The following is a 15,096-nucleotide window of genomic DNA, read 5'->3' as shown; positions in this document are numbered from 1 at the left end:
AGTAAAGGTAGGGTGAAATATGAAAAACAAGATTTTACCAAAGCTTGGAACTAAGATTCAAATAGAATGGATAGATGTCCAAAAAACCAATGATATGAAATATTTGACTAGTAAAATTATGGATATGATAGATGAAGATACGATGATTATTGCAACACCTACTTACAAAAATATAACTGCACCTATTCCAGTGGATGCACAAATAAAAATTAGTTATTTCAAACAAAATTTAGGAATCTATGGATTTCGCGCAAAAATTATAGAAAGAAAAAATGATCAAGGGTGGTCTTACTTAAAAGTAAAAAGAATGGGCGCGGTTTTTCGCATACAAAGAAGAGATTTTTATAGATTAGCTGTTGTTTTGAGTGGCAAATTAACAATCAAGGAAAAAGGAAGAGGAGAAAAAATTGCTTTTCTTACCAAAGACATTAGCGGTGGTGGACTAAGAGCTATTATTAAAGAAGAAATAGAAAAAGGAAGTATAGTAGAAATTGATCTTTTGATTGATGAAAAACTTGTTTTTGCAAGGGGAGAGATACTGAGATGTATATCTTCAGACGAAACAAAAGGTGATTATGATATAGGAATTGCTTTTAAAGAGATTGATGAAAAAGATAGAGAACAAATCATCTCCTTTATTTTTGAAACTGAAAGAAAAATGAGACAAAGGGGGTTGGTTTAGATGAAAAAAATAAATGTTTTAGTAGTAGATGATTCCGCGTTTATGAGAAAAATCGTTTCAGATATTATCAATTTAGATCAAGACCTACATGTAGTAGCAACGGCTAGAAATGGAAAGGAAGCTTTAGGAAAGATTAAAGAATATTCTCCAGATATTGTAACCATGGATGTAGAAATGCCAATTTTAGATGGAATTTCTACATTAAAAGAAATTATGAAAGAGCATCCTTTACCTGTAGTAATGGTTAGCAGTATTACTATGGAAGGAGCTGAGGCTACTTTAAAAGCATTAGAATTAGGAGCTGTTGATTTTATTACGAAGCCTACGAATATATTTAAAATGAATACAGACGAAATGAAATCTTTATTGACAGAAAAAATTAAAATAGCAGCAAAAGCAAAAGTAACGACTAGCTTGCGTGACCATATTGTGAGAACAAAAAAGATAGATAAAGCTGTATTAAGTAGAGAAAACAAATATATAAAAAAGATTGTAGCTATTGGGACATCAACGGGTGGACCAAGAGCATTACAAGATGTGATTCCTTATTTGCCTAAGAACATTCCAGCAAGTATTCTAATTGTACAACATATGCCAGCAGGATTTACAAAATCCTTAGCAGATAGATTGAATAATTTGTCAGAAATTCATGTAAAAGAAGCTGAAAATGGAGATGTTTTACAGGCTGGATGTGCTTATATTGCACCAGGAGGATATCATTTAAGAGTTGTAAAAGATCAAGCAATTTTAAAGATCCATCTTTCTAAAGACGATCTTGTATCAGGGCATAGGCCATCTGTCAATGCTATGATGAACTCTTTAGCGGAGTTAAAGTTAAATAATTTAGTAGGAGTGATTATGACAGGTATGGGCGCTGATGGCGCTGAAGGAATGAAAAATATAAAGGAGCAAAATGGATATACCATTGCTCAAAATGAAGAAACCTGTGTAGTATACGGTATGCCAAAATCAGCTGTGAACCTAGGTTGTATTGATCAAATTGTATCATTGCAAGATATAGCTACGACCATAACTAAAATTGTGGGGGTGTAAAAAATGGATATGAACCAATATTTAGACATTTTCATCGAGGAGTCAAAAGAACATTTACAAAATATGAATCAAAGTTTACTAGAACTTGAGAACAATCATAAGGATATAGGATTAGTAAATGAAATTTTTAGAATTGCCCATACACTAAAAGGTATGTCAGCTACTATGGGATATACGAAAGTAGCCAATCTTACTCATGAAATGGAAAATGTATTACAGCTTTTGAGAAGTAATGAAATGGAATTGTCAGAAAAAATTGTAGATATATTATTTGAATGCTTAGATACATTAGAAGGCTATATTAATGAAGTGAGCAATTCAGGAACTGAAGGGGATATGGATTCAGATTATTTAGTAAAAAAGCTTCATGAAATTATTCATGGAGAAAGTGAAGAAGTAGTTGAAAAAGATAACCAAACTTCTTCTCAAGAAGCAGGAAATATTTCTATAGAAATAGAAGAATTTTCAAAGGGTGTTGCTCAAAAGGCTATACAAGAAGGGTATAATTGTTACAAAATGCAAATAGATTTAAATCCTAATTGTATGCTAAAGGCGGCTAGAGCTTTTATTATTTTTAATACTTTAGAACAAGACTGTGAAATTTTAAAATCTAATCCTCCTGTAGAAGATATTGAAGATGAAAAATTTGATTCAAGCTTTGAGTTGATTATTATATCTGCATTAGACCAAGATACTATACAGCAAAAGATTATTAGTATATCAGAAATAGAAAATGTGCTAATAGAAGAAGTACATATAAATTTTTCTACTGAAGATGTAGAGACAGAAAATAAAATAGAAGAACAACAAGAAATCAAAAAAGAAGAAAAAAGTGAAAATACAGCTACACATACAAAGAAACCAAAGGTAGGAAAAACGGTAAGAGTAGATATAGATAGACTGGATAATCTTATGAATCTTGTAAGTGAATTGATTATTACAAGATCAAGACTTGAGGAAATAGATGAGTCAGGGAAAAAGCAAAATATGAATGAAGCTATTGAGTATCTTGAAAGAATTACTACTAATCTTCATGATGCAGTGATGAAGGTAAGAATGGTGTCTATTGACAGAGTTTTTAATAGATTCCCAAGAATGGTAAGAGACCTTTCAAAAGAACTAGGAAAAGAAATTTCTCTTGTCATGTTAGGAGAAGATACAGAAGTAGATAGAACAGTTATTGATGAAATTGGAGACCCTCTGATTCATTTGATTAGAAACTCTATAGATCATGGAGTAGAAGATCCAGAAACTCGTAAAAAGCATGGAAAGTCAGAAATTGGAACAGTTAAATTGAATGCTTATCCAGATGGAAATAGCGTAGTAATTGAAGTGGAAGATGATGGTCAAGGGGTAAATGTTGAAAAAGTAAAGAAAAAAGCTATAGACAAAGGTATTGTTACAAAAGAGCAAGCAGAAATAATGGATGATAAAGAAGCTGTAAATTTATTATTTAAATCAGGATTTAGTACAGCAGATCAAATATCAGATATTTCTGGTAGAGGTGTAGGATTAGATGTTGTAAAGACAAAGATTGAATCTTTAGGAGGGGTAGTAGAAGTAAAAACTTCTAGTTCAGGAACGATATTTATTATTCGATTGCCTCTTACTTTGGCTATTATTCAAGCTTTACTTGTGATGATTGGAGAAGAAAAATATGCTATGCCACTAAACTCTATAAAAGAAATTATTACAATAGATTCAAGTAAAATAAGGAAAATACAAGATCAAGAAGTAGTATTATATAGAAATACAACATTGCCTATTTTAAGAATGAATCAAATATTAAATGTTGAGTCTAACCATTCTTATGAAGGAGATTTAACTGTGGTAGTTGCTAGAAAAGGAGATAAAACAGCAGGATTTGTAGTAGATCATTTAATTGGGCAACAAGAAATTGTAATCAAATCATTAGGAAAATTCTTGGCAGGTATCCACTGTATTGCAGGAGCTACTATCTTAGGAAATGGACAAGTTGCTTTGATTGTAGATACAAACTCTCTTTTTTAAATAAAATTCATATAAAAATTGTAGGTTTGAAAAAGTAAATAAAGGAGGGGAAAATATGAGTGAGAAATTAGTTGCAACAGAAAATCAATATGTATTATTTAAATTAAATGATGAATATTATGGGATAGATATTCTTAACGTCCAAACTATTGAAAAAGTTATGGATATTACCAGAGTTCCTTATGCACCTAACTTTGTAGAAGGCGTAATCAATTTAAGAGGGGAAGTTGTACCTGTTATTCATTTAAGAAAGAGATTTGGTCTACCTCATGGAGAAATAAGTGAAGAGTCTAGAATTATTATTGTAAACATAGATGAAATGATTATGGGATTGTTAGTAGATTCTTCTTCAGAAGTATTACATTTAGATATGGCAGATATTGATGATGTTCCAAATATGTCAGATAACTTAAAAAATGATTATGTGAAGGGAATTGGCAAAAATCAAGAAAGAATTATTATTTTATTAGATTTATCTAAAATATTAGAAAATGGAGAAGAAAGCTAATACAATCATTAGATTGAAGGTGGGATAAATATGGGAATTTCCATTGAAGAAATGAACAATATGCAATTAGATGTTTTAAAAGAAATTGGAAATATTGGTGCTGGGAATGCAGCAACAGCATTGGCAAAAATGGTAAATAGAAAAATAGATATGAATGTTCCCAAAGTAGAGGTATTAGAATTTAAAGAAGTGGCAGAACTTTTGGGAGGAGCAGAAATACCTGTATGTGGTATATATTTTGATGTAGATGGAGATCTCACAGGAAATATTATGTTTTTATTAACTATGAAATCCTCTAGAATATTAGCAAATATGCTTTTATATAAAGATGATGACTCTGAGATTTTAGATGCAATAGATCAGTCAGCCCTTCAAGAAATAGGAAATATACTTTCTGGTGCTTATATATCATCTCTAACAGCATTAACAGGACTTAATTTAAAAATTTCCATACCTTCTTTATCTTTAGATATGGCAGGAGCCATTTTAAGTGTACCTATTATTCAATATGGTCAAGTAGGAGATAAGGTATTATTAATTGAAACTGAATTTAATGAAGGAGATGACAATATAAAGGGATATTTCTTTTTAGTACCAGATGTCGATTCCTTTGAAATTCTATTAAAAAGTTTAGGAGTCTTAGAATAATGAAAGAGATGATTAAGGTAGGTATGGCTGATTTAAATGTTACAAAGGGAGATGCAGGTTTAACCACTTTAGGATTAGGATCATGCGTAGGAGTTACACTGTATGATCCTGTTACAAAAGTAGTAGGTTTAGCACATGTAATGTTACCCTCAAGTAAAACCATTAGAAACAATACAAATCCAGCAAAATTTGCAGATACGGCTATTGTACTTTTATTAGAGAAGGTTTTAAAATTAGGAGCAAATCAAAGAAGATTAGTAAGTAAATTGGCAGGAGGAGCACAGATGTTTGCTTTTGCCAATAAAAATGATATTATGAAAATAGGAGAAAGAAATACGTTGGCATCAAAAGAAATACTTAAACAATTAAATATACCTATTGTTGCAGAAGATACAGGAGGAAATTATGGTAGGACCATAGAAATATATGGAAATACAGGAATTTTACTTATAAAAACTATAGGTCAAGGAATGAAAGAAATATGAATAATCTTAAAAAGTTTAATTATATCCCGTATATAGCAACTTTAGTATGTTTGTTTATAAGTACTTTGATTGCAGGAATTCATCATATGAGTTTTGAAGTTTTTATAAAGCGGACTGGTATATTTTATATAATTATATTTATTAGTTTGAAATTTTTCATAAAGAATATGATGAAAAGTCTAGTAGACAAACCAGATGAAAATAAAATAGATTTAGTGATTCCACCAGAAGATTTGACTGAAGAGTTATTGAGTGAAGGAGATGATGAATTTATCCCCTTAAATTTAGAAAATAATGAAATAAAACATCTTCACAAAACAGATCATACTACCACCGAATCTTAAGGGGGTATAAAAAATGGAAGATCAACAATTATGGGAGACGTATATTCAAACTAGAGATAAAAAAGTGAAAGATGAATTAATCGTAAGATATATTGATTTGGTAAAAATTATTTCAGGAAGACTATATGTTCGATATGGAAATCATACAGATTTTGAAGACTTGGTAAGTTATGGAATATTTGGATTATTAGATGCTATTGACAAATATGATCCACAAAAAAATACTAAATTTGAAACTTATGCTCATATTCGAATTAGAGGAGCTATTATTGATCAATTAAGACTTTTAGATTGGGTTCCAAGATCTGTAAGACAAAAATATAAAAAAATTGAAGATGCATACAAATCTATTGAAAATAAATTGGGAAGAAGTGGGAATGAAGAAGAATTAGCATGTGAATTAAATATTACCACAGAAGAACTCAACAAGATGCTTTCTGAAGTACACTCGTTTTCAGTAGTATCACTAGAAGAAAAGATGAATAATCACTCTAATTTTACAATTGTAGATGAAGATATAGATTACGAGCCACAAAAACATTTTGAGCAGCAAGAGATGAAAAATATATTATTAGGAACTTTAGAAGAGTTACCTGAGAGAGAACAAAAAATTATTCAATTATATTATTATTCTGAACTGACATATAAAGAAATTTCTAATATTTTAGGAGTATCTGAATCAAGAATTTCACAATTGCATACAAAGGCAATTTTAAAATTAAAGGGGAAAATGCAAAAGCTTTTATAATGACAATGGGATGGTGATGTTTAGTGGGTAATGAGTCTACAATTGAAAAGGAGATGTTGAAGCAACTAGAAGAATATAATATAGACGTAGAAATCAAAGATGAAGCTATAGATGAAGAAGAGCTTATAGATGCAAAAGCAAATATTAGAATTTCAAAAGATGAAATGTATGCTTATCTTAGTATTGATCCTCCTAAAGGGGGAAGAATGATTACGAAAGAAGATGTAGATCATATTCTCAAAGAACAGAAAATTGTCTATGGTATTGATCATTCAATGATCAATTGTATGATTGAAGAAAACATTTTTATTACAGAAAAAGTTATTGCAACAGGAAGAGAAGTAACAGATGGGATTGATGGAAATATTGAATATTTCTTTGATATCCATACAAAGTTTAAACCTAAAATGGATGAAGATGGAAAAGTTGATTTTAAAGAACTTAATTTAATTCAGTGTGTACAAAAAGGAATGATTTTAGCCAAAAGAACTTTACCCACAGAAGGAGTAGATGGAATTACTATTACAGGGAAGATCATAAGAGCCAAAAATGGTAAAGAAATGCATTTTAAAAAAGGAAAAAATGTAATAGAAACTCAAGATGGATTAAGTTTAGCTGCAATAGAAGATGGGCAGGTAAAAATAGTTGATGATAAAATTACTGTACTTCAAGTATATGAAGTCACTGGAAATGTAGACAATTCTACGGGAAATATTTATTTTAATGGAAAAGTGGTTGTAAAGGGAAATGTTCGCACAGGATTTAAAATAGAATGCACAGATGATGTGGAAGTTTATGGAGTAGTAGAAGGGGCTACTATTATTACAGAAGGCAATATAATACTTCATAAAGGGATTCAAGGCTATAATTGTGGAAAGCTAATTAGTAAAAGAGATATTGTTGCTAAATATATGGAAAATTGTTATGTAAAAGCAGATGGTAATATTTCTGCTGAAGCTATAATGCATTGTCATCTAGAATCCAAAGAATCAGTAAGTGCTATTGGTAAAAAAGGATTGATTGTAGGAGGACAAATCAGAGCAAATTATGAAGTAAATGCTAAGACTATAGGATCATCTATGGCTACGACTACGAAAATAGATGTAGGGATAGACCCAGAAATAAAAGAAAAATATGAAAGTCTAAAACAGGAATTAGAACTTTTATATAAAAACAAAGAAAATGTAAGAAAAGCCATTGAGCTTTTGACTAGGATTTCTAAAAAGGCACCCCTCCCTCAAGAAAAGCAAAATTTATTAGCAAAGTCTATTCATACAGAAGGTTATTTAAATAAAAAAATAGAGACAGTAAATTATGATTTACTTCGATTACAAAATGTAGTGCAAGAGCTATCTACTGGAAAAGTAAATGTGTCATCTATTATACATCCAGGAGTAAAAATAACCATTGGAAATTCTCTATATTACATAAGAGATGATATTTATAGTGCTACAATTGTAAGAGAGGATGGAGAAATTAAAATAAATCCTTATATAGAGTCTAGGAGATGATGAAATGAGCATAAGGCCCATTGACTTTAGAGTAATGATTCCTAAAACTCAACAACAGTCCGAAGAAAATCAAACAAAGTTTAATCAATTAAAAACAGAACATGAACTTTTGGCACAGCAAGACAAAAAAAGTGTAGAGCATCAACTCAAAAAAGTAAATGAATCGGAAAGTAAAGATCAGCCACATATCAAAAATAATCAAGAGAAAAAGAAAGAAAAAAATAATAGTGATTTTAATCAAAAGAAAAAAAAGCAAGATAAAGAAGAGAAAAGAGAAAAAGATATCAAGGGCCAAAGAATTGGGCAAAATATTGATATTAAAATATAAAATCATGGGGAGAAAATATGATTGACTACATACTTTTTTTTATAGGAATAGGTATCATGATCGTTTCATTTATATGGATCAAAAAAAGTAAAAAAGAAGAAGAACAATTTTATAAAAATATAGAAAGTAAAGAAAATCAATTATTAAAAGATATACATTTAGCTCAAAATATAATGAACGAACTAGAAGGTATTCATGAAAATATTGTATTAGACTTAGAGAAAAAGACAAAAGATCTTTATGATATATTAAAGAATATAGATGAAAATATGGGAAATAAAACCTTAAAAATAGATGAAAGTAATAAATATGATAAAGAAAGCCAATCTCATATAGAGGAAAAGGATGCTACAGAAATTTTCATGCTAATAAAAAAAGGGTACACCCCTTCACAAATTGCCAAGAAGTTAAATAAAGGAATAGGAGAGGTACAGCTTATTTGTAATTTAAATAAAATAGAAGAATAGTACACAAGCTTATAGACAAAGTTATAAAAAACGTCACTGATTTTCAAATTTAGAAAATATATAGAAACGATCGAAAATAGCATTACAAACTCACTATGTTCAAACAGTGTAATGCTAATCATTTTCTTACTTATTCTATATTTTCACAAATTTTCAATAAATGTTCCTAGTGTTTATAACTTTGCTAAAATGCATCTTGTTAATATTTGAGTATATTTTATTATAAAAATGGAAAAAATAACTTTGTAATTTAATTGATCAAAAATATATTTTATTGTTGCAAAAGGAATATGCCTTGTGATATACTACTTAAGGTGACAAACACACACACTTTGGAATTTTCAAATTGGTGCCGTTAGGTCGTTTGAAAAGATGAACAAGGTGGAGGAAAAAAAACCAGGGAGGTGAAGAAAATGTCAGTTATTTCAATGAAACAATTATTGGAAGCAGGGGTACACTTTGGACATCAAACAAGAAGATGGAACCCTAAAATGGCTGAGTACATTTTCACAGAAAGAAACGGAATCTATATTATAGATTTACAAAAAACAGTTAAAAAAGTAGAAGAAGCTTATGAATTTATTAAAGAAGTAGCAACAAATAACAAAACTGTTTTATTTGTAGGTACAAAAAAACAAGCTCAAGAATCTATTGAGCAAGAAGCAAAAAGAAGTGGAATGTATTATGTAAATCAAAGATGGCTTGGAGGTATGCTTACAAACTTCAAGACAATTGAAAAAAGAATTAATCGCTTAAAAGAATTAATAAAAATGGAAGAAGAAGGAACTTTTGATGTTCTTCCTAAAAAAGAAGTTATTCAATTAAAAAATGAACAAGAAAAACTTGAAAAATTCTTAGGCGGAATTAAAGATATGGTGGATCTTCCAGGAGCACTTTTTGTAGTAGATCCAAGAAAAGAAAGAATCGCAGTAAGAGAAGCTCAAATATTAGGAATACCTGTTGTAGGTATTGTAGATACAAACTGTGACCCAGAAGAAGTAGATTATGTAATCCCTGCTAATGATGATGCTATTAGAGCAGTAAAATTAATTACAGCAAAAATGGCAGATGCAATCATAGAAGGAAAACAAGGGGAACAAATGGAAGAATAATTTTGAAGGGTAAGGGTTAAGAAGGAATAAGTTTCCTTGCTTCTCTTACCCATTCTAATATATTTTATGTACATAAGGAGGCATTTATTATGGCTGTAACGGCAGCAATGGTTAAAGAGTTAAGAGAAAAAACAAGTGCTGGAATGATGGATTGTAAAAAAGCTTTAATGGAAGCTAATGGAGATATGGAAAAAGCTGTTGAAGTTTTAAGAGAAAAAGGTTTAGCAAAAGTAGCTAAAAAATCAGGAAGAGTTGCAGCAGAAGGACTTGTAGAAGCTTATATCCATGGAGGTAGAATAGGCGTATTAGTTGAAGTAAATAGCGAAACAGATTTTGTTGCTAAAAACGATGAATTCAAAACTTTTGTAAAAGATGTAGCAATGCAAATTGCAGCTTCTAATCCACAATATATTAAAAGAGAAGAAGTTCCTCAAGAAGCTATAGAAAAAGAAAAAGAAATTTTAAGACATCAAGCATTAAATGAAGGAAAACCTGAAAAAATTGTAGATAAAATGGTTGAAGGAAGAATAGAAAAGTATTATAAAGAAGTATGTCTTCTAGAGCAACCTTTCATTAAAGATCCAGACGTGACAATTCAAGATCTATTAAATGAAAAAATCTCTAAAATAGGAGAAAATTTATCTATTAGAAGATTTGCTAGATTTGAAGTTGGAGAAGGAATAGAAAAGAAAGAAGAAAATTTTGCAGAAGAAGTAGCAAAACAAATGAATAATTAATCATTAAAAACTTAAAATAGAGAACACAGTTCGTGTTCTCTTTTTTAAGATAAAATCATAATGCAAAAGGTTTTTTATAGGAGATGTAGAATATTATAGACGGAGGTTGTATAAGGTGAGTCCTAAATATAAAAGAGTCATATTAAAATTAAGTGGAGAAGCTTTAGCTGGAGAAAAAGGTTTTGGATTAGATGAAAAGACTCTTGATGCAATTGCTACACAAGTTCAAGAAATTTCTGACTTAGGAGTAGAAGTAGCTATTGTAGTTGGAGGAGGAAACTTTTGGAGAGGCCGTACTGGAAAAGGAATGGATCGTACAACAGCTGATTATATGGGGATGTTAGCAACTGTAATCAATGCTTTAGCACTTCAGGATGCTCTTGAAGGTATTGGTGTTTCAACTAGAGTGCAAACGGCAATAGAGATGAGACAAATTGCAGAACCTTATATCAGAAGAAAAGCAGTAAGACATTTACAAAAAGCAAGAGTAGTTATTTTTGCTGCTGGAACAGGAAATCCTTATTTTTCTACAGATACTACGGCAGCATTACGTGCGGCAGAAATTGAAGCAGAAATCATCTTACTTGCAAAAAAAGTAGATGGCGTGTATGATTCAGATCCAAACATCAATTCAAGTGCGCAGAAATTTGATGAATTAAAATATATTGATGTGTTAAATAAAGGATTGGGCGTAATGGATTCTACTGCAACTTCTCTTTGTATGGATAATAAAATTCCTATTGTAGTGTTTGGTTTAAATAAACCTGAAAACATTAAAAAAGTTATTTTAGGTGAAAAAATAGGGACATTAGTAAAGGAGGAATAAATATGAGTTTAGGAGTACATAAAGAGTTAGAAGGAAAAATGAATAAAACCCTTCAAGTATTAAAAGAAGATTTAAATGCATTAAGAGCAGGAAGAGCAAATCCTTCATTGTTAGATAAAATAATGATCGATTATTATGGAACACCTACACCACTAAAGCAAGTAGCTAGTGTGTCAGCACCAGAACCTCGCCTTTTAGTAGTGCAACCATATGATAGAAGTGTAATGCAATTGATTGAAAAAGCCATTACTCAATCAGACTTAGGTATTAACCCTTCTAATGACGGAAAGATTATTAGATTGCCCATTCCACAGTTAACAGAAGAAAGAAGAAAAGACATGATTAAGGTTGTCAAAAAAACTGGAGAAGCAGCAAAAGTTGCTATTAGAAATCAAAGAAGAGATGCAAATGATCATTTAAAGAAAATGGAGAAAAATGCTGAGATTTCAGAGGATGATTTAAAAAAAGCTGAAGCTGAAGTGCAAAAGATTACAGACAAAGCAATTAAATCAATAGATGAAATGGTAAATAATAAAGAAAAGGAATTAATGGAGGTATAAACTTTGGATAAGGTATCTGATGTAGTAGGATTTCCATTGCAAGAGGCTATTGATATCCTTGGATCGGAATTTGAAATATCCATCGTAAAAACCAATTCCCCTAAAGCAAAAGAAGAAATAGGAGAATGTAGAGTGATTAGACAAAAATACATTCATAAATATTTAGAATTAACCGTGAGTTATTTTTAAGCCCCCAGTCACTAGGGGGTTTAAAAATATTTTCTTGGGTTTAATTTAATTGGAGGAATTGCATGATGAAATGGATTAAAAAAGTTTTTTTAAAGGATAAACCACAAAATGAAGTAGTAAAAGTAGATATGGATCATTTGCCAAAGCATATTGCAATTATAATGGATGGGAATGGAAGATGGGCTAAAAAAAGAGGATTACCAAGAAGTGCTGGACATAAAGCAGGTGTAGAAGCATTAAGAGAAATTATTAAAACTTGTTCTAATTTGCACATTCAGCATCTTACTTTATATGCCTTTTCCACAGAAAATTGGAAAAGACCTAAAGAAGAAGTATCTGCCCTTATGCAATTATTAATTTATTATTTAAAGCAAGAAGTAAGTGAGTTACATAAAAACAATGTAAAAATTAGAACCATAGGAGATATCCAAAAACTTCCTAAAGCTGCTATAGAAGAAATAGAAGCTTCTGTAGAGCTTACGAAAAATAATACAGGATTAGTTGTAAATATTGCTCTAAATTATGGAGGCAGGGACGAAATTATTCATGCTGTGAAAAAGATTTGTAAAGAAGTAAAAGAAAATAGGATTAAAATTGAAGAGATTGATGAACATATGATAGAAGAATTCTTATATACAAAAGGCTTACCAGATCCAGATCTTTTAATTCGTCCTAGTGGAGAATTAAGAATAAGTAATTTTTTATTATGGCAAATTGCTTATAGTGAGTTTTGGTTTTCAAATATTTTTTGGCCTGATTTTAACAAAGATGCTTTGATGAAGGCTATTTTAGATTATCAAAAAAGAGATAGAAGATTTGGAGGAATTTAATAAGGATGGTGAGATAAATGGGTATAAGAATTATATCTGCATTAGTGGCAATCCCTTTATTCCTATTTATAGTGATAAACAAAGGAATGATTCTTGATTTTTCTGTACTCATATTAAGTTTGATTGCAATTCATGAATTTTTTAATGCTTTTGAAAAAATTCAGATTTTCCCGTATAAGAAAATTGGATTTTTCAGTATTATTTTCATGAGTATGATTACTTTTTATGGATTGAGTTTAAAATGGATTATGTTGTGGTTTTTTATATGTACTTTAATGATTTTAATGAAAATATTATTTAGCAAACCAATAGACATAACAGCTTCCTCTATTACGGCTATTGGAATGTTTTATATTGTTTTTTTTATGTATCATATTGTATTTGTAGCACATTTATCTCAGTATAATGATCTGATATGGCTAGTTTTTATTGTAGCATTTGCTACGGATACCTTTGCATATTTTAGCGGATATTTACTTGGATCTAAAAAGCTTTGTCCAACTATAAGTCCTAAAAAGACAATAGAAGGGGCAGTGGGAGGAGTGCTAGGAAGTGTAATGATCAGTGCTTTGTTTGGTTATTATGTTCTTCCTCAAATTTTTATTCATTGTATTATGATAGGGTTTGTAGGAAGTGTTTTAGGACAAATTGGAGATTTAACAGCTTCCATATTTAAAAGATATACAGGGATCAAAGATTATGGAAAACTCATGCCAGGACATGGAGGAGTGTTAGATAGATTTGATAGCATACTTTTTACTGCTCCAGTAGTATATTATTATATGATGTTTTTTCTTTTATAAGTGTAAGAGATTGACATATAAGTTTACTAAAATAAATTTCAAGAATACTTAACTTATCAATATAATCGTTTAGGATACAGTCATAGACGAAGAAAGGATGATTCAATGAAAAATATTAGTATACTAGGATCTACAGGTTCAATAGGAACACAAACCTTAGATGTAGTAAGAAATAACAAAGAAAAGTTTAATATTTTAGGATTAAGTGCAAATAATAACATTGATTTATTGGAAAAACAGATCGAAGAATTTCATCCTATAGCCGTAGCTGTTATGAATGAAGAAAAAGCAATAGAATTAAAAAAAAGACTTGGGGGTAAAAAAACTGAAGTTTTACATGGTATAAAAGGACTTATTTCCATAGCTACCTTAAGTCAGGTTCATTTAGTTGTGACTTCTGTGGTAGGAATGATAGGATTGATTCCTACCCTAGAGGCCATAAAAAATAAAAAAGATATTGCACTTGCTAATAAAGAAACATTAGTAACAGCAGGAAAGATCGTGATGGAAGAAGCGAAAAAAAATAATGTAGCAATCCTTCCAGTAGATAGTGAACATAGTGCAATCTTTCAATGTTTAAAAGGATACAATTTAAAAGATATAAAGAGAATTATTCTCACAGCATCAGGGGGGCCTTTTAGAGGACTTCATAGAAGTGATTTAGAAAATGTTTCAGTAAAAGAGGCACTAAAACATCCTAAATGGAATATGGGAAGAAAGATTAGTATTGATTCGGCCACACTTATGAATAAAGGCTTAGAAGTCATTGAAGCGAAATGGTTATTTGATGTGGATTTAGAACAAATTGATGTAGTGGTTCATCCACAAAGTATCATTCATTCTATGGTAGAATATAAAGATAGCTCTATATTGGCTCAAATGGGGCATCCTGATATGCGTGTACCTATTCAATTTGCACTAACCTATCCAGATCGAGTAAAACGAGATGAAAAAAAGCTTGATTTTTTTGAACTTGGAAGCTTGACTTTTGAAAAACCAGATTTAGATACATTTCCATGTTTAAATCTTGCTTATGAAGCCTTGAAAATAGGGGGAAGTCTTCCCACAGTTTTAAATGCAGCAAATGAGGTATTGGTAGAATTATTTTTACAAGAAAAAATAGGATTTTATCATATTCCTAAAGGAATACAAAAGGCCATGGAAAAGCATGATGTAATACATAATTTAGATGTTCATAAAATTATAGAGATCGATCATGCTACAAGAGAATTTGTAAAAAATCTTTTGTAAGGAT

Annotated in this window: 19 protein-coding genes; all 19 read left to right on the top strand. The window is 30.3% G+C overall.

Features of this window, described 5'->3' with window-relative positions; genetic code table 11:
* Positions 1-19 precede the first annotated feature (19 nt).
* The 19 genes from BN2409_RS15020 (at position 20) to BN2409_RS14930 (ending at position 15,092) form a co-directional block, all read left to right on the top strand.
* Positions 20-682, top strand: a complete 663-nt coding sequence (locus tag BN2409_RS15020; RefSeq protein ID WP_053957418.1) for a flagellar brake protein — start codon at positions 20-22, stop codon at positions 680-682.
* A complete protein-coding gene (locus BN2409_RS15015; protein WP_053957417.1) occupies positions 683-1,735 on the top strand; it encodes a protein-glutamate methylesterase/protein-glutamine glutaminase in 1,053 nt (350 codons plus the stop codon).
* Between the two features lie 3 nt (positions 1,736-1,738).
* Complete coding sequence (locus BN2409_RS15010) at positions 1,739-3,745, top strand: chemotaxis protein CheA (RefSeq protein WP_053957416.1); 2,007 nt, start codon at positions 1,739-1,741, stop codon at positions 3,743-3,745.
* A gap of 55 nt (positions 3,746-3,800) precedes the next feature.
* The gene (locus BN2409_RS15005) at positions 3,801-4,253 is read left to right on the top strand and encodes a chemotaxis protein CheW (RefSeq protein ID WP_053957415.1); all 453 of its coding nucleotides are present in this window, start codon (positions 3,801-3,803) and stop codon (positions 4,251-4,253) included.
* 30 nt (positions 4,254-4,283) lie between these two features.
* Positions 4,284-4,901 carry a chemotaxis protein CheC gene (locus BN2409_RS15000; RefSeq protein ID WP_053957414.1) on the top strand — a complete coding sequence of 206 codons (618 nt, stop codon included), beginning with the start codon at positions 4,284-4,286 and terminating at the stop codon, positions 4,899-4,901.
* The gene (locus tag BN2409_RS14995; protein ID WP_053957413.1) at positions 4,901-5,386 is read left to right on the top strand and encodes a chemotaxis protein CheD; all 486 of its coding nucleotides are present in this window, start codon (positions 4,901-4,903) and stop codon (positions 5,384-5,386) included. Before BN2409_RS15000 ends, BN2409_RS14995 begins: the two co-directional genes overlap by 1 nt.
* A complete protein-coding gene (locus BN2409_RS14990) occupies positions 5,383-5,730 on the top strand; it encodes a hypothetical protein (protein WP_053957412.1) in 348 nt (115 codons plus the stop codon). Before BN2409_RS14995 ends, BN2409_RS14990 begins: the two co-directional genes overlap by 4 nt.
* A gap of 13 nt (positions 5,731-5,743) precedes the next feature.
* Positions 5,744-6,478, top strand: coding sequence for a FliA/WhiG family RNA polymerase sigma factor (locus BN2409_RS14985; protein ID WP_053957411.1), 735 nt, complete (start codon positions 5,744-5,746; stop codon positions 6,476-6,478).
* A gap of 23 nt (positions 6,479-6,501) precedes the next feature.
* Positions 6,502-7,989 carry a DUF342 domain-containing protein gene (locus tag BN2409_RS14980; RefSeq protein ID WP_053957410.1) on the top strand — a complete coding sequence of 496 codons (1,488 nt, stop codon included), beginning with the start codon at positions 6,502-6,504 and terminating at the stop codon, positions 7,987-7,989.
* Between the two features lie 4 nt (positions 7,990-7,993).
* Positions 7,994-8,317 carry a hypothetical protein gene (locus tag BN2409_RS14975; RefSeq protein ID WP_053957409.1) on the top strand — a complete coding sequence of 108 codons (324 nt, stop codon included), beginning with the start codon at positions 7,994-7,996 and terminating at the stop codon, positions 8,315-8,317.
* Positions 8,318-8,334: 17 nt separating this feature from the next.
* Entirely contained in the window at positions 8,335-8,784 is a 450-nt protein-coding gene (locus tag BN2409_RS14970) for a DUF6115 domain-containing protein (RefSeq protein ID WP_053957408.1), read from the top strand.
* Positions 8,785-9,197: 413 nt separating this feature from the next.
* A complete protein-coding gene (gene rpsB, locus BN2409_RS14965) occupies positions 9,198-9,896 on the top strand; it encodes a 30S ribosomal protein S2 (protein WP_053957407.1) in 699 nt (232 codons plus the stop codon).
* 89 nt (positions 9,897-9,985) lie between these two features.
* Positions 9,986-10,633, top strand: coding sequence for a translation elongation factor Ts (tsf, locus tag BN2409_RS14960; RefSeq protein ID WP_053957406.1), 648 nt, complete (start codon positions 9,986-9,988; stop codon positions 10,631-10,633).
* Between the two features lie 115 nt (positions 10,634-10,748).
* On the top strand, positions 10,749-11,459 hold the full coding sequence (pyrH, locus tag BN2409_RS14955; protein ID WP_053957405.1) for a UMP kinase: 711 nt from the start codon (positions 10,749-10,751) through the stop codon (positions 11,457-11,459).
* Positions 11,460-11,461: 2 nt separating this feature from the next.
* Positions 11,462-12,019, top strand: a complete 558-nt coding sequence (gene frr / locus BN2409_RS14950; RefSeq protein WP_053957404.1) for a ribosome recycling factor — start codon at positions 11,462-11,464, stop codon at positions 12,017-12,019.
* 3 nt (positions 12,020-12,022) lie between these two features.
* Entirely contained in the window at positions 12,023-12,208 is a 186-nt protein-coding gene (locus BN2409_RS14945; RefSeq protein WP_053957403.1) for a hypothetical protein, read from the top strand.
* A gap of 65 nt (positions 12,209-12,273) precedes the next feature.
* A complete protein-coding gene (locus tag BN2409_RS14940) occupies positions 12,274-13,038 on the top strand; it encodes an isoprenyl transferase (protein WP_330375482.1) in 765 nt (254 codons plus the stop codon).
* 17 nt (positions 13,039-13,055) lie between these two features.
* Positions 13,056-13,841 (top strand): phosphatidate cytidylyltransferase, encoded by a 786-nt coding sequence (locus BN2409_RS14935; RefSeq protein WP_053957401.1) that lies wholly within the window; start codon positions 13,056-13,058, stop codon positions 13,839-13,841.
* 105 nt (positions 13,842-13,946) lie between these two features.
* Positions 13,947-15,092, top strand: coding sequence for a 1-deoxy-D-xylulose-5-phosphate reductoisomerase (locus BN2409_RS14930; protein WP_053957400.1), 1,146 nt, complete (start codon positions 13,947-13,949; stop codon positions 15,090-15,092).
* Positions 15,093-15,096: the final 4 nt, after the last annotated feature.

The organism is Inediibacterium massiliense (genome assembly GCF_001282725.1).
Taxonomy (GTDB): Bacteria; Bacillota; Clostridia; order Peptostreptococcales; family Thermotaleaceae; genus Anaerophilus; species Anaerophilus massiliensis.
The sequence above is the reverse complement of the archived record's forward strand: the minus strand, read 5'-3'. Positions and strand labels throughout refer to the sequence as shown.